Below are 19,939 nucleotides of genomic sequence, written 5' to 3'. Positions count from 1 at the left end.
AATGAAACACAATAAAATATTTACAACGGCTGCACTACTGATCATGCTAGTAGCAGCAGCTTGTACCAAAAAATTAGACGAAGTAGTGCCGCAAAGCAGCATTAGTAAAGATCAGGCATTAAAAGATCCCAACGCTGCTAGAACCTTGTATTATGGTACTTACGGATTGTTCCGCTCTTATGCTAGTACTTTCTTTCAGTTGGGTGAAATGAGAGGAGATACTTGGGCAGATGGGGTATTTACAGAGAGTGTAGATGGTGGTCTACAAAATTTGTATAGACATAATATCAGTGCTTTAAACGTGCCATTCAGCAACTGGGGTGGCTTGTATAACTTGATGTACAATTTTAATAATGTCATTAAAATTATTCCGCAAACTCCATTACCTCAAGCAGAAAAAACAAGAATCTTAGCAGAAGTGCATGGATTAAGAGCGTACGTATATTATACTATGCTTAGAACATGGGGAGCAGTTCCATTGAATACTGAACCAGTAGAAACATTAACCAACACAGCAGAAACCTATAAGCCAAGAACAGGCGCAGACTCTATTATGCTTCAAGTAAAAGCAGATATAGCTAAGTCTTTAGAGCTATTTGGATCTGCCACTCCTGTTTCAACCGATAAGCGGGTGGTATGGAGTAAGTTGGCAACATTAGTTTTAAAAGGAGATGTATTTATTTGGTCTGGAACCCATATGGGGGGCGGTGCAGCTGATTTAACTACAGCAAAAGCAGCATTACAAGAAGTAAGAAATTTGCAGGGTGCTACATTAAATTTACAAGCCAATTATCGCGACATATTTGATCCCACCAGAAAAGTGAATAATGCAGAAATGATTTTTGCAGTTAACTATGAGTTGCAACAAGCACAGTTAACTTTCTTTGGAAGTTTCTCTGTTAACTCTATTCAGGCAAATACATTATCCTTTTCGCAAGCTGCAACACCCACTGTAGCTTCTGTTTATCCTTTTGTGAATGGGGCCAATAGAGTAGGAATTAATCCTGCCATTCTAAATAAATTTATTTCAGGTCCTGCTGATCAAAGAATTACTAACTCATTTAGAGTTATGTATTCTAATGCTTCACCATTTGCCATAAGAGGCGTGATGTTGACAAAGTATTTAGGTACGGTTGCTGGAACATCTCAAGTATATAATAACGATTATCCAATTTATCGCTATGCAGATGTATTATTATTATTAGCAGAAGCAAAAGCGAAGTTGGGTGAAGATATTTCAGCAGAAATTAATGCAATTAGACTGAGAGCATACGGTGCAGGTTTTACTCCTTATGTAAGTGGTAGCCAAACCGCTAATATGAATGCCATTTTAGAAGAAGATCAAAGAGAATTTATTGGAGAAGGAAAGCGTTGGTGGTCTTTGCGTAGAGCGGGCGATTCTTATGTGTATGCAAACATCAATCCTGCTTTTTTAAACCCAAGCAGTACGGCTAAATTCTTATTGCCACTATCACTGGCAATGTTGAACGGAGATCCTTTATTGAAGCAAACAGCTGGATATTAAAAAGAGTTTTATTAAGCAAGCATAAATGGTAGTTTTGGTTAACAAGGGGTTGTAAAATACCCCTTGTATTTATTTCAATTAATTTTTTAGAATGGAACATGCACATTTACAGGGCTTAATAGCAGCGCCTTTTACGCCGATGCATCCAGATGGTACAATTAACCTTGGATTAATTCCATCTTATTATGCCCAATTAAAAGCCAATGGGGTAAAAGGGGCGTTTATATGTGGTTCAACCGGAGAGGGTGTTTCATTAACCAAAGAAGAAAAAAAAGCAGTAGCCGAAGCATGGGCTGCTTGCGCAAAAAATGATCCTGATTTTGCCGTGATGCCTTTACTAGGAGGCACCTGTATAGCAGATGCAAAAGATTTGGCATTGCATGCTCAATCAATCGGATTAGATGCCGTTTCGTTTACAGCCCCATCTTATTTTAAACCAGCCAATGTTGAAATGCTGGCTGCCTGTTGTAAAGAAATTGCAGCAGCGGTTCCTAATATGCCATTTTATTATTACCATATTCCTGTATTAACTGGAGTGGGTTTTGCGATGTATGATTTATTAAAAGCAGTAGATGGATTGATTCCCAATTTTGCAGGCATTAAATATACCCATGAAGATTTCATGGACTTTTTATCATGTTTGCATTATCAAAATGGAAAGTATGATATGGTATGGGGTAGAGACGAAAATATGTTACCCGCATTAGCCCTCGGAACAAAAGCTTCCATAGGAAGTACGTATAATTATGCAGCACCATTGTACCATAATCTCATGGAAGCCTTTAATAATGGCGATTTGCAAAGTGCACAACAATTGCAGCAACAGTCTATTGATATGATTAGACTATTGGGTAAGTATGGTGGCATCGCTACTGGGAAAGCCTATATGAAATTAATAGGATTAGATTGTGGTAGCTTTAGATTGCCGGTAAAAAATATGGATGCGGCACAATTTGAACAGTTTAAAAGAGAAGTGTCTTTATTAGGATTTGAACAGTATTGCTCAAAAATACCCATAGCTGCAAATGCCCATTAATGAAACAATATTTTTGTACCATATGTATCTTTTTTATGTTGTTAGCTGATACAATTAACGCACAGTATCCAGCAACTTGGAAGCTACAATTCACCTCTGCAGCAACTTTGCCTCCAGATGCGAATAAGCAAGTGTCTAGCGGCTTTGCAGGCGCCGTGACAGGGGTACATCAGAATCATCTATTGGTAGCGGGAGGGGCTAATTTTCCAGCATCCATGCCATGGCAAGGAGGTAAAAAAAGCTATCACCGTTCTGTATACGTGTATGCTTCTAGCAATCCAACATTGAAGTTGGTTAGTCAATCGTTTGAGTTGCCTGAAAATATTGCCTATGCTGCTGTATGTAATACTGCTGAAGGAGTATTATATATAGGTGGAGAAAATGAAAATGGAATCAGTAACAAAGTTTGGTTATTGCAATGGAACCAAAGCAAGATGCAGATGAGCTGCAAAGCATATCCCCCAATACCATTTGCATTAACCAATGCAGCTGCAATTGTAATCAACAAGAAAGTTTATGTAGCAGGTGGCGAAACAGCTAGTGATGCAACAAGTCATTTTTTCATGCTTGATTTATCCAATTTGATGGCAGGATGGAAAGTGCTTCCTGCAATTCCACATGCAGTATCACATTCTGTTTTGATTGGAATAGCAGATACAAGCAAACCTATATTGTACTTAATAGGTGGAAGAAAGAAAAACACCAATGGAATTAGTACTTTATACAATAATGTTTACTCGTTTGATATACGCGCGAATAAATGGAAAGAAAAAGCGTCTTTGCCATATGCATTAAGTGCAGGCACAGGCGTATGGTACAATCAAGATCAAATAATCGTATTTGGTGGAGATAAAGGAACGGTATTTACGCAGGTAGAAACTTTATTAGCTGCTATCGCTACAGAAACAAATTCGGATAAAAAGCAAGCTTTGATCAACCAAAAAAATCAGTTACAAGAATCCCATCCAGGATTTAGTAAAGAAGTATTGTTGTATCGAGCTAGTACCAATCAGTGGCAAGTAATTGCCGCCATTCCTTTTGATACACCCGTTACCACCACCGCAGTGAAATGGAATGATGCCATTTATATTCCATCGGGTGAAATTAAAGCAGGAGTAAGGTCTCCACATATTTTAAAAGCTACGATTCATTCCAATCAACAATGATTCAAAATAAAAAATATCCGTGGATAGTGGTAGCGCTGCTTTGGATAGTAGCCTTACTTAACTATATGGATCGGCAGATGCTGAGTACCATGAAACCTTCTATGCAATTGGATATTGCTGAATTGCAGTCGGCAACCAACTTTGGATATTTGATGGCTATTTTTTTATGGATCTACGGATTGATGAGCCCAGTTTCTGGTATGATTGCAGATCGGATAAATCGCAAATGGTTAATCGTTGGTAGTTTATTTGTTTGGAGTGCCATCACATTTGCCATGGGCTTTGCTAAAACCTTCGATCAATTGTATTGGTTGCGTGCTGGTATGGGAATTAGTGAAGCCTTGTATATTCCAGCAGGCTTATCCTTGATTGCAGATTATCATACTGCAAAAACTCGCTCATTGGCCGTAGGTATACATATGACAGGACTGTATATGGGACAGGCGTTGGGAGGATTTGGTGCAACCATTGCAGCTGAATTTTCTTGGCAAAATGCATTTATTAGTTTTGGGTTGATTGGGATTGTATACTCGGTAGTGTTGATCATTTTTTTGCGCGAGAAGCCTATAAAGGAGGGATTTGCTACCGATATGGTTGTAGCGGTAAAAGTGAATCTATCTGTTAAGGATTCTATTATCAAAAGTTTGACCATTTTATTCACCAATATTTCCTTCTGGGTCATCCTATTTTATTTTGCTGTTCCCAGCTTGCCTGGATGGGGAGTAAAAAATTGGTTGCCTACTTTATTTTCTGAGAACTTAGGCATCGACATGTCTAAAGCAGGGCCGTTGTCTACCATTACTATTGCTGCATCCTCATTTCTAGGCGTAATTTTTGGTGGCATACTTTCCGATAAATGGGTACAAAAAAATATTCGTGGTAGAGTTTATACTAGTGCCATCGGATTGGCCATGACCATCCCTGCCTTATTGTTTATTGGATTGGGGAACTCATTAATTTATTTAGTAGGAGCTGTATTCTTTTTTGGATTTGGATACGGTATGTTCGATGCAAACAATATGCCCATACTTTGTCAATTCATCTCTTCTAAACATAGAGCAACTGCTTATGGACTCATGAATATGATTGGGGTATTTGCAGGAGCATTTATTACGAATTTATTAGGAAAGAGCTCCGATGGGGGCAGCCTTGGTAAAGACTTTGCAATGATGGCCATTGTGGTTGTTGTTGCGCTTGCTTTGCAATTAACCGTGTTGCGTCCAAAGCACAATGATTTTATAGATGCATAATATTCTTATATGAAAAAAAATATTTTTTATTCTTTGTTGTTGCTACTGTTTATACCAGTAGTAGGCTGTGCCAAAAAACAAACCACACCTGTAGTAGGAGAAATAAAAGCATCTGCTTATACGCCTGATATTCCTGTTTTAAAAGGATTAGCAACCAATGCAATTTTGCGAGTGAATATATTTATTCCTGCAGATAATACGCCACAATCATTTAATGGTATCAATTTCAGTATCAATGCCAGTGCAATCAATGATATAGACCAAATTGCATTGTATCAAACCAGTGCAGAACCTTTTTCAACCAATAGCCCCCTTGCCACCAGTAAGCCTTCAAGTGTCAATTTTAGTATTCCCCTCACATTAAAGTTGGCACCCGGGCTTCATTTTATTTGGATAAGTGTTACCCTAAAAAATGAAGCAGTCATTAATGGTATGGTAGAATTAAGGGCAACCGATTTGGTACAAGCGAACGGAAAAAAATTAACGATAACTCAACCAGCGGGTAGTTACGCAAAACTTAAGGGAACCGCTGTGAGAAAAGCAGGGGATGACAATGTAAATACCTATCGTATACCAGGCATTGTTGCAACCAATAAAGGCACATTATTATCTGTATATGATATCCGCTATAAAAATAGTGCAGACTTGCCAGGCAATATAGACGTGGGGTTGAGCAGATCTACCGACAGCGGAAAAACTTGGGAGCCAATGAAAATCATTATGGATATGGGAGCGCCACATGATAACAACGGTGTGGGTGATCCCGCTATACTATTTGATCCCATTACCAAAAAAATATGGGTAGCAGCATTATGGAGTAAGGGTAATCGATCTATTGCAGGGTCCTTGCCTGGCATTTCCCCAGATACCACCGGACAGTTTGTATTAGTAAGCAGTGATGATGATGGAATTACCTGGTCTGCGCCTTATACTATTACACCTCAAATTAAAAATCCTAAATGGCATTTATTTTTTAATGGACCAGGATCAGGCATTGCTATGAAAGATGGTAAGCTTGTATTTGCTGCACAATATTGGAACGAAAATAAAATGCCTTATTCTACCATTATATATAGTGCCGATCATGGAGCAAGCTGGAAAGGAAACTTGAATGGTCCTAAATCTAATACAACAGAAAGTCAAGTAGTAGAAACCACACCCGGAACGCTGATGTTGAATATGCGTGATAATCGAGGATCTTATAGAAGTGTAGCAACTACAACTAATATGGGGGCCAGTTGGACAGAGCATGCTACTTCATATAATGCATTACAAGATCCCGTATGTATGGGAAGTCTTATTAAAGCCACTGTAAAAGTAAAAGGAGTATTAAAAGAAGTATTGTTCTTTAGTAATCCTAATACTACCAGTGGTAGATACGATATCACTATTAAAGCCAGTTTAGATTTGGGACAGACTTGGTTGCCAGCTAATCAATTATTAATTGACGAACGCAACTGCTATGGTTACTCTTCCTTAACACAAATTGATTCGGAAACCATTGGCATTTTATACGAAGGCACTAAGGATTTATTTTTTGTGAAAGTACCTGTGGCATCTATTATTAAATAATTATTGAAATGATTTATTCAGAAAAAGAGTTAGCATCACTAGAGTCCTTTTATAGCAATCAATTATTAAATAGTACCATTCCATTTTGGTTTCCACGATCCTATGATCAGGAGCACGGTGGATTTTTATTAATGCGAGATGCAGATGGTTCATTAATAGATGATGATAAAGCGGTTTGGATTCAAGGACGAGCTACATGGATGTTGTCTACTTTATACAATACGGTAGAACAAAAACCAGAATGGTTGGAGGGAGCTAAGCTGGGATATGATTTTCTAAATCAACATTGTTTTGATACCGATGGACAAATGTTTTTTCATGTAACAAGAGATGGTAAGCCGATTCGTAAAAGAAGGTATTTTTTTTCAGAAACCTTTTATGTGATTGCAGCCGCTGCTTATGCAAAAGCTTCTGGGGATGAAACAGCCGCAGCTAATGCAAGACGTGTATTTGATTTATGTATTCAATATGCCACTACTCCTGGGTTATTGCAACCAAAATATACCAACACCAGACCCAGCAAAGGAATTGGTGTTCCTATGATTATGATGAATACCGCACAGCAGTTGCGTGAAACAATTGGTTATGCTCCATGCGACGAATGGATCACTAAATGGATACATGAGATAGAAACTTCTTTTGTTAAAGACGATATACAATGTGTGATGGAACAAGTGGCACCAGATGGTTCTATCATTGATCATATAGATGGACGCACATTAAATCCTGGGCACGCCATGGAAGGGGCTTGGTTTATTTTACACGAAGCAAAGTATCGCAATAATGATCCCCAATTAATTGATTTAGGATGTAGAATGTTAGATTATATGTGGGAACGCGGATGGGATAAGGAATATGGAGGAATTTTATATTTTAGAGATGTGTATAATAAACCAGTACAAGAGTATTGGCAAGACATGAAATTTTGGTGGCCACACAATGAAGTAATTATTGCTACATTATTGGCTTACTTAATGACTGGTAAGGAGAAATATGCAAGCTGGCATAAGATGGTGCACGATTATTCATATAAACATTTCTTAGATCCAGAATATGGGGAATGGTTTGGATATTTACACCGTGATGGAACGATTGCACAAACTGCTAAAGGAAATTTATATAAATGTCCATTTCATTTACCTAGACAAGAATGGTATTGTATGCAAATACTCAAATCGTATTTGTCATGAGAACGCTGATGCGTGTTGGGATGATCTTATGTATGGTTTTAGCTATGGCGCAGGGTTTGGTAGCGCAGACTGCTCATGTTGCTGCTTCTCCCGCCGCTGACTTTCTGCGTGTTGATAAAATTTTCACTAATGATATGGTGTTGCAACGAGACCAGCCCATCCATATATGGGGAAGGGGATTGCCGGGTGCATCGGTGCGGGTAACTTTGGCTCTGCAGGCTTCTGCAGTTGTTGCGCGGGCATCTTCGGCGAATCAGGCTATTTCCGCGGTGGCCCGTGTGAAGCGCGATAGCACCTGGAGTGTTTATCTGCATGCACAATCTGCGAGTTCGGGGCCCCGCGATTTGAAAATCATTTCAGGTAAAAAAAATATACTCATCAGCAATGTGCTGTTGGGTGATATTTGGATATGCATTGGCCAAAGCAATATGGAGTGGCCAATGAAAAGCGAAATGCATTATCGCGAAGCAAAAGCAACTGCTGATCAGCCATCATTGCGGTTCTATAATCCGAGTTACGCAGGCAAAAATATATTCAATCAGTATTTTTCTGATTCGGTTTTGCAGAATATGTCTCCAGAAAAATTTTATGCACCTGCCAGTTGGCAAGTGAGTGATAGCAATAGTTTTAGTGCAATGAGTGCAGTGGCTTATTATTTCGGAAAACAAATTGTATCAGCTACGAAAGTGCCCATCGGATTAATTCATTTTTCAATGGGAGGGGCTCCCTTAGAAACATTTATTGGTGTTGAAGCCTTGAAGTCATCTGCACAGTTTGCTGAAAAAACAATTGAACCTTGGTTAACCAATCCTTCAATTCCTACTTGGGTAAAAGAGAGAGGCAATCAAAATTTGCGTTCAGGAACTAACCATCCCTTTAAGCCAGGGCATGCTTATGCAGCAGGCATTGCGCCCTTATTTAAAATGGGCATTAAAGGAATCATTAACTATCAGGGCGAGAGTAATGCGCAAGAAATAGAAAGGGTAAATGAATATGCAGCACTAACAAAGTTGATGGTGGATGATTATCGGAAGGGTTTTAAGCAACCCAATTTGCCATTTTATTTTGTTCAGTTGAGTTCGATAGATACTCTAAAATATAAAGGTCAATTATGGCCGCAGTTTCGAAATGAGCAAAGGAAAATAGTAGATCAAATAGCATACAGTGGTATGGCGGTTTCTAGCGATATTGGTTCAAAAGATAATGTGCATCCCACGAATAAAAAATTAGTGGGCGAGCGTTTGGCCAGATGGGCATTGAACAAAAATTATGGGGTAGCAGTGGTGCCTTCAGGGCCATTGCCTTTGAGCGCTCAATACGTGAAAGGGCAAATAATTATTCAGTTGAATTATGTTGCAGGCGGATTAAAAACCGCTGATGGTGAAGCTTTGCGTGGTTTTTCACTTGATGGAATAAAGGAGGTGGCAGCAATCATTCAACAAAATAAGATTCATATTGCAGCGAAATCAAAACCTGATTTTGTATATTATGGGTGGAAGCCATTTAGTGACGGTAATTTGGTGAATAGTGAACAATTGCCTGCTTCCACTTTCAAAATAAAAGTTCATTAAAATAAACTAACGTGAAATATTTTTTACTACTATTCTTTTTTCCTACATGCTTATTTGCGCAGAATCAGCAACTCAGTATAGTGCCCGCTCCGGTAATTTTAGTCCAGCGGGATGGAGCGTTTGTAATCAATGATCAAACCAATATTGATATTTCATTGCATTCGAAATCGTTGCAATCAGCAGCTACCTTTTTCCGCAATGCGATTAAAGAGATTTCCGGCTTGAACCTGCCAATTCATTCGGAAAATTCTGTTGATAAAAACGCAAAACAAACAATCGCCCTTTTATTAATTAAAGATTCATCTATAGGATTAGAAGGATATCATTTAAATGTTTCCAGTAAAGGGATTCAAATAAAAGCCAACACACAAGCAGGAATTATTTATGGGATACAAACATTACTACAAACGCTCCCTGCTGTTCAAACCAATGCAGCACTTTCAGTGCCCTGCATGGAAGTAACCGATTTTCCTCGATTCAAATGGCGTGGTATGCATTTAGATGTGAGTAGGCATTTCTTTGGACCCAATCTAATTAAGCAGTACTTAGATTTATTAGCCGCCTATAAGTTCAACACATTTCATTGGCATTTAGTAGACGATCAAGGATGGCGCATACAAATTAAAAAATATCCTGCCCTTACCAATACAGGTGCATGGCGTGTTGATCATACCAATACTGTTTGGGGATCAAGGCCACAGGCCAAGGAGGGGGAAGCGCCAACTTATGGAGGGTATTATACCCAAGCACAAATCAAAGAGATTATTGCTTATGCGTCGGCGAGAAATATAACCATTGTTCCAGAAATAGAAATGCCAGGGCATGTAGCTTCAGCCATTGCGTCTTATCCATTTTTAAGTTGTACGCAGCAAAAGCAATTGCCATTAACTGGAGGTAATTACACCAATATGGCTTCTAATTACTGTGCAGGAAATGATTCGGTTTTTCATTTTTTAGAAAATGTGTTAACTGAAGTCATAGATTTATTTCCCTCTCAGTATATTCATATTGGCGGAGATGAAGTGGATAAAAGTTCTTGGAAAAAATGCGCAAAATGTCAGCTTAGAATTCGGAGTGAAAAATTAAAAGATGAGGATGAATTACAGAGTTATTTTATCAAACGAATTGAACAATTCGTGAGTAGTAAAAAAAGAAAAATTATTGGTTGGGATGAAATACTCGAAGGGGGTTTAGCACCAGGCGCAACGGTGATGAGCTGGCGTGGAGAAGCCGGTGGGATTGCTGCTGCAAAAATGAACCATGATGTGGTAATGACGCCAGGTAATCCAGTTTATTTTGACCATTATCAAGGAGATCCTGCATCTGAACCTGTGGCGATTGGTGGATTTAATACGCTCAAGAAAGTATATTATTATGAGCCATTGCCAAAAGAATTGACTACACAAGAAGCGAAACATGTGTTGGGGGCGCAAGCGAATCTTTGGACAGAATATGTAACCACGCCAAAACAAGTGGAGTATATGGTATTGCCTCGTATGTTGGCTTTGTCTGAAGTATTGTGGAGTCCTTCGAGTGCAAAAGATTGGAATGGGTTTAATGAAAGGCTTCAGCAGCACTTCAAAGGATTTGATCAAAAAGGATTGAATTATAGTAAGGGAAATTTTAAAGTAGACATCAAGCCTATTTTAAAAGAGGGGAAGCTTTATGCAACCCTTTCAACAGAAGCATACAAGGGGCAAGTGTATTATACCACCAATGGGGAAAAGCCTTCTATACAAAGTCATCTCTATGAAGGTCCTGTAGCAATTAATTCCTCCTTAACTATTAAAGCATCAACGGTAGTAAATAATGAAGTAAAGAGTGTAATTCCCGCAGAACAACAGTTTGCCTTGCATAAAGCGATTGGTAAAAAAGTGAATTATACAAATCCGATTAGCAGGTATTATATGGCAGATGGCCCCAACTCATTAACGGATGGTATTAAGGGTACTACTGCAATTAATCAATTTTGGCATGGAATATCCGCAAAAGATTTAATTGCAGTAATTGATTTAGAAGAAGAAAAAAATATTCAGTTGTTGTCACTAGGATGTTTACAAAATTATAATGATTGGATCATGATGCCCGAGTGGGTAAAGTTTGAAGTGTCATTAGATGGGGTTCATTTTACTGAAATTAAGACGGTTGCGAATACAGTATCTACAAGCGATAAAGCCGCGCAGATAAAAAACTTTACTACTTCTTTTACTTCAATGAAAGCGCGCTATGTAAAAGTTACCGCTAAAGTATTAGATCAACTACCGAAGGGTCATTCAGGAGAAGGAAAACCAGCTTGGATTTTTGCAGATGAATTCATTGTTGAATAAAATGCTATGAAAAATAATTTTTTATACAAACTGGTCCTACTCTTTTGTATATCCTTGTTGGGTATTTCAATGTTGGGTAATGCACAAATTGTTTTACCTACTTATCCTGATTCAATATTTAATACTTATTACCACCAGCGATACAGTTTATTTAAATCAATGCCGAATCTGGCAGGATCAATGCAGAACGATATGGGTACTTTGCCCTATTCTAAGCGAGACATTGTTTTTTTAGGGAATAGTATAAATGACGGCAGTGAATGGTACGAGTTGTTCAATGATATTCGAATAAAGAATAGAGGCATAAGTGGTGATATGACTCCAGGGATTTTACATCGGTTAAAAGAAGTGACTGATCGAAAGCCGGCCAAAGTTTTTTTAATGATCGGTATTAATGATTTAGGTAGGGGCGTATCTCCTGATTCGGTAGTGAAAAATATTTTATTGGTCAACGATTATATACAACAAGAGAGCCCTAGTACAAAAGTTTTCATTGAAAGCATTTTACCAGTGAATGCTAGCTTTGGAAAGTTCCCGGGTCAAGTGAGTAAGGGAACTCAAGTTATACGTGCGAATCAATTATTGAAAGATGCGTCAGCAAAACACCGATTCGAATACATTGATTTGCATTCGAAGTTTGTAGATGCGCAGGGGTTACTAGATGCAAAATATACCAATGATGGATTGCATTTAATTGGAGCGGGTTATCAACATTGGCGTCATTTAATTTATCCAAAAGTATTTGGATTAACCGAGAAGCCTGCGCTGATTCCAATGCCCAAGGAAGTGAATTGGAAAGAGGGATATTTTCAGTTGCATGCTGGTAAAACCTTGAAGGAGCAAGTGACTATAGAATTAGTTGATGGTATTACTGAAGCCTACGAGCTGAGCGTAAGCCCTACTCAAATCATCATCAAAGCAGCAACACAGCACGGCGTATTCAATGCGATGCAAACCTTGCAACAATTAGCACGTAATGGTCAAACCATAGATGCAGTTGAAATCAAGGATGCGCCTGCATTTGCTTGGAGAGGCTATATGATTGATGTAGGAAGAAATTATTTGTCGATGGATTTGCTTAAACAGCAAATTGATATCATGGCGAAGTATAAATTGAATGTATTTCATTTTCATGCAACCGAAGACATTGCTTGGCGTATTGCAATTAAGCAGTATCCGCAATTAACAGCGCCAGAACATATGCTCCGCAATAAAGGCATGTATTATACCGAAGCAGAAATTAAAGAGTTGATTGCTTATTGCAAAGCACGCAATATTTTATTTGTGCCAGAAATAGATATGCCCGGTCATAGTGCAGCATTTAAACGAGCCATGAAAGTAGATATGCAAAGTGATTCTGGGATTGTGTATGTAAAAAATATACTCAAAGAATTTTGCACAACTTACGATGTGCCCTATATTCATATTGGTGCAGACGAAGTAAAAATTACCAATCCTAATTTTATTCCTGAAGTAACCAAGTATATACAAAGCTTTGGAAAGAAAGTAATTGGATGGCAACCAGGTGGCAACTTTTTAGATAGTACTATTCGTCAATTATGGATGGACGACTTAGGAAAAATCACTAACGATAAGCAAGTTCAGTATATTGATTCAAGGCATTTGTATTTGAATCATATGGATCCTTTGGAAGCAGTTACTACTATTTTTAATAGACAGTTGGCAAACAGAAACAGTGGAGACGATAATGCATTAGGCGCCATCATTTGCACTTGGCATGATAGAGCCATTGCAACACAAGAAGATGTATTGAAAATGAATCCGGTTTATCCAGCTATGATGGCATTTGCAGAAAGAAGTTGGAGAGGAGGTGGTCAACCAGGATGGATTGCAAATATCAGCGATGGAGATGAAAAAGCATTTGCTGAATTTGAGTCGCGCTTATTGAATCATCAGCAACAACATTTTAATTCATCAGATGCAAGAGGAATTAAATATTCATTTCCTTATCAAGCACAGTCATCCATTAAGTGGAAGCTCTATGATGCAAAAGACAAATTGGTGAAAACCGTAACTGGGGGTACAGTAGTGCTGCGTCATTGGTGGGCGCCCTTGATTAAAGGTGCAATTGATTCAATCAAACCCAATCAAATTTGGTATGCAACGACCCAAATTTGGAGTGAGGAAAATGCAACCAAGCCATTTTGGATTGGCTTTAATAATATATCTCGTTCTCCTGCAACTGATTCACCGCATGCATTTGCATGGAATGAGCACCATGCAACCGTTATGGTTAACGGTACTATTATTCCACCTCCAGAATGGAAGCGGGCAGGTCAAAAAGGGAATGCTGAAATTCCATTAGTAGATGAAGGGTACGAATACCGTGAACCTACTATGATTCCTTTGAAAAAAGGATGGAATGATGTGCGCATCAAAATTCCTATCGGAAAACTCAGCGGAAAAGATTGGCAGAATCCTGCTAAATATATGTTCACTTTTGTGCCAGTAGTTCGTTAGCACTGGCTGATTCTTTTTGTTTATCCTAAAATTTTAAAAATGTTTCGCATTAAATTAAGTTTCTTTTTTGTTTTTATATGTTGTAGTCAATTGTCTTTGTTTGCGCAACGCGGAAACTTATCGTCCTTTACACATCGCGATACAATTCATTTGAATAATCAGTGGCAATTTGTAACCGATAAACAATCGGAGGGATTTAAGCGTGAGTGGTATTTGAGCGCACTACCTAATGCCAGAACTGTTGCGATTCCCCATACCTGGAATATTGAAGATAGTAATCAAACCCATTATGGATGGGCTTGGTACCAAAAGCGTATAGCTATACCAGCGACCTATAAAAATAAACAAACCATCATTGAATTTGGCGCTATCAATCATACGGCGCATATTTATTTGAATGGCATAAAAGTAGCGGAGAATATTGGAGATGGATTTAGTAAGTTTAAATTAGACCTAACGGGTAAATTAAAGATTGGCTCAGATAATATATTAACTGTTGCGGTTAATAACGATTATGGAAAAAATAAAGTTCCTTTTGGTAACTCCTTTGATTGGCCCAATGATGGGGGCATCATTCGTAAAGTAAAAATGATTGTTACAAATTTAGTTGCGCCGCAGGAAATATTTGTAACACCTAGTTTACATAAAGACTCTTCGGCAACAGTAAAAATTCGATTGCCATTTAATAAAGCAATTCTTGAGAAAAAATATGCAGGGGTAAAAACTAAATTGAAACTGAATATTCAAATTACTCCTGAATTAGATCAGTATAAGCGATTACACCATCAGCCAAATTTAACGGTGCATGAACTTGCAAAAAATGAAATGACTACTCAATTAGTAACGCCTGAATGGGACGGAGTGAATGCTTACGCAACAGTTTCAATCCCGAAGGTAAAACCATGGCATATTGATTTTCCGAATTTATATCAAGTGCGCGTAGCAGCAATGAATGGTGTCGTTCAAGTGGATGAAATAGAAACCACTGTTGGTTTTAGAAGATTGGAGTTCATTAACGGACAAACGCATTTAAATGGAGAACGCATAAAATTAATGGGTGTAGAATGGACAGCAGGATCAAACCCTGATTATGGATTCGCTGAAACAGATTCAGTGATCTTGGCCAATTGCAAATTGATGAAAGACGTGAACGCGATTTTTACGAGACAACATTTTCAACAAGATGATTTGTTTTATGATTTTTGCGATCGCAATGGAATATTAGTACAACAAGAAGTTCCATTATGGGGGCCTGAAACACCTGCCAGTGAAGCAGTTCAGCAAATTGCATTTTCTCAATTAGAGCGAATGGTTTCGAATATGTATAATCATCCAAGTATATTTTCTTGGGGTGCTGGCAATGAATTACGTGCTAGAGATGCAGACATGAAACCTTTTATTAGTGCATTAATGAAACGTTCACGAGAGCTAGATCCTAGTCGTCATACCGCGTATGTTAGTAATACCCTAACGCATGGATATATTACCCATCCAAATTTTGTTCCTGATGCTGCCGCAGAAGGAGATTATTTAATGATGAATGAGTATGGAGGAAGTTGGTGGAGTATTCCAACAGGAAAGATTCATTTGTATTTAGATAGTGTACATATGAGTTATCCAACCAAACCATTTTTTATTTCAGAGTTTGGATTGTGTGAACCCAATTTTAAAGGTGGTGATGAGCGTAGAGTTGAAGACTTAATTTATCATATGGCCATTTATGAGAGTAAGCCTTATGTAGAAGGAGCAATCTATTTTGATTTAACTGATTATAGAACGCATTATCCAGGCACCACTGATATTGGAAAATTCCGTAGAAGAATACATGGTGTGTACGATATGTATGGGAAGCCAAAACCCTCTATGAAAGTGTTGCGAGAACAATCCACCCCTATCGAAATACAACATGTGTCTGGTTGGGGCAAGGGGAAGTTGAACATTACGCTTTACGGTAGTATGGGCTTGCCGCAGCATACTGTGAAAGGATATGCGCTATACATTTCAAGCAAGACCGATAATTATTTGCAAACAAAGGCATATGAGATTCCCGCATTAAAACCAGGTCAGCGTCATGACCTAAAAGTTGATGCCATTAAAGGCGAGTACTTTATTACGATTGTTCGGCCCTTAGGATATATTGCTACGCAGAAGGGGTTTGTGGAGTGAGGTTCGACATTAAAAAAGATTGATGTCGAAAAAACGCCAAAATTTCGACATGAAAAATAATTGATGTCGAAAAAATGCAAAATTTTCGACATGAAAATTAATGACTAAAATGTTGGTTATATCCATCACAAATGAGCATATTTGCATATTATGACGGAAAGTTCCAACATATTGATACATGAATTAAGTGATAGACAAATCTTAGTTAAACTTGGCGGGTTTATCAAAACAACCAGATTGCAACAAAATAAAACGCAACAGCAAATAGCGGAAATAGCTGGTGTTAATCGGTCTACTATTGTTCAAATTGAAAATGGTAGTGGGGCTACTATGCTTAGTTTTATTCAAGTTTTACGGGCTCTAGAACAACTTCATCTCTTCGATTCTTTTCAAGCAAAGCAAATATTCAGTCCTTTATTATTGGCAAAGCAAGATTTAGAAAAAAGGAAGCGAGCAAGTGTGAAAAACCAATTGAAATCAAAAAAGCCGCCATCGGATTGGTAATGATAATTATAATGTAAATTATATTTTACAAAAATGATATATTTGTAAAATATAATTTACATTATGAAAAAATCTACACAATTGGTTGTACCTTCAGTAACTAAAATATTAGGCGTACTTGGGGAGAATATTAAATTAGCGAGGTTGCGAAGGAAGTTAAGTACTGAACAAGTTGCTGAAAGAGCAAGTATTAGTAGGCCTACTCTATTATCAATAGAGAAAGGGTTGCCAACTGTTTCTATAGGTGCTTATGCTCAAGTTTTATTTGTGCTACACTTAGAAAAGGATTTACTAAAAATTGCAGATGATGATTTATTAGGAAGAAAGCTACAAGACTTGGGGTTAATAGTGAAAGAGCGTGCGCCCAAAAAGTAATATTATATGGCTACGAATGATAAAAAAAATATTCTGGTATATGCGGACTGGGAGCAAATAGGAATGCCCACCCTTATGGGTAATCTTGCTGTTTCTACTGTAAGGGGGAAAGAGAGTTTTTCTTTTGAATATACTGATACTTGGCTTCAATTGGGCTTTTCGCAAATAATCGATCCAGATTTACAATTATTCCCAGGAACTTTTTTCCCAAAAAATAACAAACAGAATTTTGGTGTCTTTTTAGATTCTTGTCCGGATCGATGGGGTAGAACTTTAATTCAAAGAAGAGAAGCTATGATAGCAAAGCAGGAATCTAGGTCTATAAAAACTTTATTTGAATCTGATTATTTGCTTGGGGTATTTGATGAAAATCGAATGGGAGGATTACGATTTAAGCTATATGAATCGGGTCCTTTCTTAAATGACCAAGTTGGAATCGCAACACCTCCTTGGACTTCTTTACGTGAGTTAGAACAAGCCTGTTTGCATTTGGAAAATGACGATGCTGATAATAAAGCAAATAGAAAATGGATTAATTTATTAATTGCACCAGGTTCCTCATTAGGTGGTGCAAGGCCCAAAGCAAGTGTGTTAGATTTAAAGAAGAAATTGTGGATAGCTAAATTTCCGAGTAAGTACGACAATAAAGATATTGCTGCTTGGGAAATGGTAGTTAATCAAATGGCTAAATCAGCTGGTATTGATGTTGCAGAAGGCCTATTAGTAAAGTTTAATAATAAATACCATACTTATTGTTCTAAGCGGTTTGATAGAACAAAGAATAATAAAAGAATTCATTTTGCTTCAGCAATGACGATGCTTTGTTACACCGATGGCGAGCAGGCAGCAGGAGCAAGTTATTTAGAATTGATGGAATTTATTTTCAGAAATGGGGCAGCGGTAGAAAATGATTTAGAAGAATTATGGAAGCGAATTGTCTTTAATATTTGTGTAAGCAATACAGATGATCATTTAAGGAACCATGGTTTTTTGCTTACAAATGCTGGTTGGAAACTTTCCCCTGCATATGATTTGAACCCAAATGAATTTGGTTCGGGCTTAAGCATTAATATCACTGAACATAACAATGCATTAGATTTGAGCTTGGCACTTGAAGTAGCTCCCTATTTTAAATTGTCTAGTGATAAAGCCAATAGAATTATTAAAAAAATTACAACAGTTGTAAAAGATTGGCGTAAAGTTGCTACTTATTATAAAATACCAAAAGCCGAACAACAAAGAATGGAGTCGGCATTTATAAATAATTAATATGCAACACTTCTCTGCTATACTCAAATTAATATTGCTCGTTACCATTCAATTAATGATTGAACAAGCGCCGCAATTAATTTTAGGTCATCCTGAAATCACGATTAATCTCAGTTTTATTTTCGTTATTAATTGTTTATTACTATTATTCACCAGCCATTATAAATGGTTTTACATTTTACAATTTATCTCACTAGCTATATATGCCATCGTACTCGTGCCGCAGTTGTTCTTCTTTAATATGTTCAACTTTTATGCGCGCATGAATTATATATTCTTGAGCCCCGGCAATTTCATCATCGCATTTGTTTACTTGTTGATTGCAGCCGCAGCTATATCGGGCATCGTATGGGTTCAGGTAAAATTAATCAAGAGCATGCGCCGTCAAATTTATGTGGTGCCGGTGTTTGCAATTATGCTATTGATTGCAGAGTTGGTAGCTCCCGTCATAACAATTCTTTCTTCTCGTGCAATACCCAATGCTGCTACAAATAATGAAAGTGCATCCTTTTTTACTTGGAGAAAACTCTATATAAGCTATATCGGAAAAAATAAAATCAATGTGATTCATTCGGATTATTACAAGTACAGCAAGGGCAAAACATCCATCACGCCATATCAATGCAACACTACGGAGGACGAAATTGCTACAACCTTAGCACCCACTATTCAGTATTTACAAGACACCAATGCAAATAAAGACTTTCTACTCTTAATGGAAAGTTGGGGAGAACTAGCAGAACCAAAGGAGCAAGAGAAACTCATCAATCATATAAAGACCTTATTTAAGCAACAAGGTTCCAATCTCACTAATAATTACAGTTTAGAATTCGGGCGCACTTGTTTTCACGGAAATACCAGTTCAGCAGAAGGACGTGAGTTACTCAATATGAACGACGAAGAATCATACAGGGCCTTCCTGGAGCGAAATGTAAAGCCGCCCCATAATATCACTGAATTTAAAAATAAAAACGGTTATCATACTATCGCAGGCTTCACTGCTTCTAAACAATACGGCAGTAATATGAGTAATGCAGAAGGATTTAGAAGAGCACTCGGATTTAAAAGTCGTTTTTATTACGAAGAACTGAGCAAACATTACAAAGACAATAAAGAAAATACCTATCAAGCCGTATTCGATGAAAACTTAATTGATAGTATCCTCAACGAAAGCAAACGCTATGAAAAAGTATTTGCTTATGCGCTTACGATTAATACGCATACACCTTTTAGATTCGATGTAAAGAATAATATAGACGGTAAGCATTATTATAAAATCAAACGCGAGTTATTCAAGAGCTTTAAAGAAAACCAGCAAGCCTACGATCAGTTTTATCGGATAGCATCGATTATTAAGCATACGTTTAAGCGGGTCGCAGAATCCAAAGATTTCGACCGCATCCTCATCATAGGAGACCACGCTAACCCCGATTTTAGGACCCGCGGCCTATATAATATGAAAACCGTGCCTTACCTAATCATCCGCCGCAAAAAATAAGGAGATAAC

At 37.8% G+C, this 19,939-nt stretch carries 14 protein-coding genes; all 14 read left to right on the top strand.

The window, feature by feature from the left end:
* The first annotated feature begins 1 nt into the window (after nucleotide 1).
* The 14 genes from ACTIEI_RS00310 (at nucleotide 2) to ACTIEI_RS00245 (ending at nucleotide 19,930) form a co-directional block, all read left to right on the top strand.
* On the top strand, nucleotides 2–1,525 hold the full coding sequence (locus ACTIEI_RS00310) for a RagB/SusD family nutrient uptake outer membrane protein (RefSeq protein ID WP_439504277.1): 1,524 nt from the start codon (nucleotides 2–4) through the stop codon (nucleotides 1,523–1,525).
* Between the two features lie 91 nt (nucleotides 1,526–1,616).
* On the top strand, nucleotides 1,617–2,561 hold the full coding sequence (locus ACTIEI_RS00305) for a dihydrodipicolinate synthase family protein (RefSeq protein ID WP_439504276.1): 945 nt from the start codon (nucleotides 1,617–1,619) through the stop codon (nucleotides 2,559–2,561).
* Nucleotides 2,561–3,727, top strand: a complete 1,167-nt coding sequence (locus ACTIEI_RS00300; protein ID WP_439504275.1) for a Kelch repeat-containing protein — start codon at nucleotides 2,561–2,563, stop codon at nucleotides 3,725–3,727. The genes ACTIEI_RS00305 and ACTIEI_RS00300 overlap by 1 nt, the downstream gene beginning before the upstream one ends.
* On the top strand, nucleotides 3,724–4,977 hold the full coding sequence (locus tag ACTIEI_RS00295; RefSeq protein WP_439504274.1) for an MFS transporter: 1,254 nt from the start codon (nucleotides 3,724–3,726) through the stop codon (nucleotides 4,975–4,977). The genes ACTIEI_RS00300 and ACTIEI_RS00295 overlap by 4 nt, the downstream gene beginning before the upstream one ends.
* Nucleotides 4,978–4,986: 9 nt before the next feature.
* Nucleotides 4,987–6,549, top strand: coding sequence for an exo-alpha-sialidase (locus tag ACTIEI_RS00290; protein ID WP_439504273.1), 1,563 nt, complete (start codon nucleotides 4,987–4,989; stop codon nucleotides 6,547–6,549).
* 8 nt (nucleotides 6,550–6,557) lie between these two features.
* Nucleotides 6,558–7,739 (top strand): AGE family epimerase/isomerase, encoded by a 1,182-nt coding sequence (locus ACTIEI_RS00285; protein ID WP_439504272.1) that lies wholly within the window; start codon nucleotides 6,558–6,560, stop codon nucleotides 7,737–7,739.
* Nucleotides 7,736–9,310 (top strand): sialate O-acetylesterase, encoded by a 1,575-nt coding sequence (locus ACTIEI_RS00280; protein WP_439504271.1) that lies wholly within the window; start codon nucleotides 7,736–7,738, stop codon nucleotides 9,308–9,310. Before ACTIEI_RS00285 ends, ACTIEI_RS00280 begins: the two co-directional genes overlap by 4 nt.
* 11 nt (nucleotides 9,311–9,321) lie before the next feature.
* The gene (locus ACTIEI_RS00275; RefSeq protein WP_439504270.1) at nucleotides 9,322–11,637 is read left to right on the top strand and encodes a glycoside hydrolase family 20 protein; all 2,316 of its coding nucleotides are present in this window, start codon (nucleotides 9,322–9,324) and stop codon (nucleotides 11,635–11,637) included.
* Nucleotides 11,638–11,643: 6 nt separating this feature from the next.
* Entirely contained in the window at nucleotides 11,644–14,118 is a 2,475-nt protein-coding gene (locus ACTIEI_RS00270) for a family 20 glycosylhydrolase (protein ID WP_439504269.1), read from the top strand.
* A 39-nt stretch (nucleotides 14,119–14,157) separates the two neighbouring features.
* Complete coding sequence (locus tag ACTIEI_RS00265; RefSeq protein ID WP_439504268.1) at nucleotides 14,158–16,284, top strand: glycoside hydrolase family 2 protein; 2,127 nt, start codon at nucleotides 14,158–14,160, stop codon at nucleotides 16,282–16,284.
* A gap of 150 nt (nucleotides 16,285–16,434) precedes the next feature.
* A complete protein-coding gene (locus ACTIEI_RS00260) occupies nucleotides 16,435–16,788 on the top strand; it encodes a helix-turn-helix domain-containing protein (RefSeq protein WP_439504267.1) in 354 nt (117 codons plus the stop codon).
* Between the two features lie 63 nt (nucleotides 16,789–16,851).
* Entirely contained in the window at nucleotides 16,852–17,163 is a 312-nt protein-coding gene (locus tag ACTIEI_RS00255; RefSeq protein ID WP_439504266.1) for a helix-turn-helix transcriptional regulator, read from the top strand.
* Between the two features lie 6 nt (nucleotides 17,164–17,169).
* Entirely contained in the window at nucleotides 17,170–18,432 is a 1,263-nt protein-coding gene (locus ACTIEI_RS00250) for a type II toxin-antitoxin system HipA family toxin (protein WP_439504265.1), read from the top strand.
* Between the two features lies 1 nt (nucleotide 18,433).
* A complete protein-coding gene (locus ACTIEI_RS00245) occupies nucleotides 18,434–19,930 on the top strand; it encodes a sulfatase-like hydrolase/transferase (RefSeq protein WP_439504264.1) in 1,497 nt (498 codons plus the stop codon).
* The last annotated feature ends 9 nt before the right edge of the window (nucleotides 19,931–19,939 follow it).

Origin of the sequence: Sediminibacterium sp., from assembly GCF_051860225.1 — a bacterium.
In the GTDB taxonomy this organism is placed as follows: Bacteria; Bacteroidota; Bacteroidia; order Chitinophagales; family Chitinophagaceae; genus Sediminibacterium.
Note: the sequence above shows the minus strand (reverse complement) of the source record. Positions and strands in the feature narration are given on the sequence as shown.

Bases quoted from the DNA above. Each gene is read 5' to 3' on its own strand.
- ACTIEI_RS00255 (WP_439504266.1), top strand. From the start codon at position 16,852: ATGAAAAAATCTACACAATTGGTTGTACCTTCAGTAACTAAAATATTA.
- ACTIEI_RS00290 (WP_439504273.1), top strand. From the start codon at position 4,987: ATGAAAAAAAATATTTTTTATTCTTTGTTGTTGCTACTGTTTATACCA.
- ACTIEI_RS00265 (WP_439504268.1), top strand. From the start codon at position 14,158: ATGTTTCGCATTAAATTAAGTTTCTTTTTTGTTTTTATATGTTGTAGT.
- ACTIEI_RS00285 (WP_439504272.1), top strand. From the start codon at position 6,558: ATGATTTATTCAGAAAAAGAGTTAGCATCACTAGAGTCCTTTTATAGC.
- ACTIEI_RS00305 (WP_439504276.1), top strand. From the start codon at position 1,617: ATGGAACATGCACATTTACAGGGCTTAATAGCAGCGCCTTTTACGCCG.
- ACTIEI_RS00250 (WP_439504265.1), top strand. From the start codon at position 17,170: ATGGCTACGAATGATAAAAAAAATATTCTGGTATATGCGGACTGGGAG.
- ACTIEI_RS00245 (WP_439504264.1), top strand. From the start codon at position 18,434: ATGCAACACTTCTCTGCTATACTCAAATTAATATTGCTCGTTACCATT.
- ACTIEI_RS00310 (WP_439504277.1), top strand. From the start codon at position 2: ATGAAACACAATAAAATATTTACAACGGCTGCACTACTGATCATGCTA.
- ACTIEI_RS00270 (WP_439504269.1), top strand. From the start codon at position 11,644: ATGAAAAATAATTTTTTATACAAACTGGTCCTACTCTTTTGTATATCC.
- ACTIEI_RS00260 (WP_439504267.1), top strand. From the start codon at position 16,435: ATGACGGAAAGTTCCAACATATTGATACATGAATTAAGTGATAGACAA.
- ACTIEI_RS00300 (WP_439504275.1), top strand. From the start codon at position 2,561: ATGAAACAATATTTTTGTACCATATGTATCTTTTTTATGTTGTTAGCT.
- ACTIEI_RS00280 (WP_439504271.1), top strand. From the start codon at position 7,736: ATGAGAACGCTGATGCGTGTTGGGATGATCTTATGTATGGTTTTAGCT.
- ACTIEI_RS00295 (WP_439504274.1), top strand. From the start codon at position 3,724: ATGATTCAAAATAAAAAATATCCGTGGATAGTGGTAGCGCTGCTTTGG.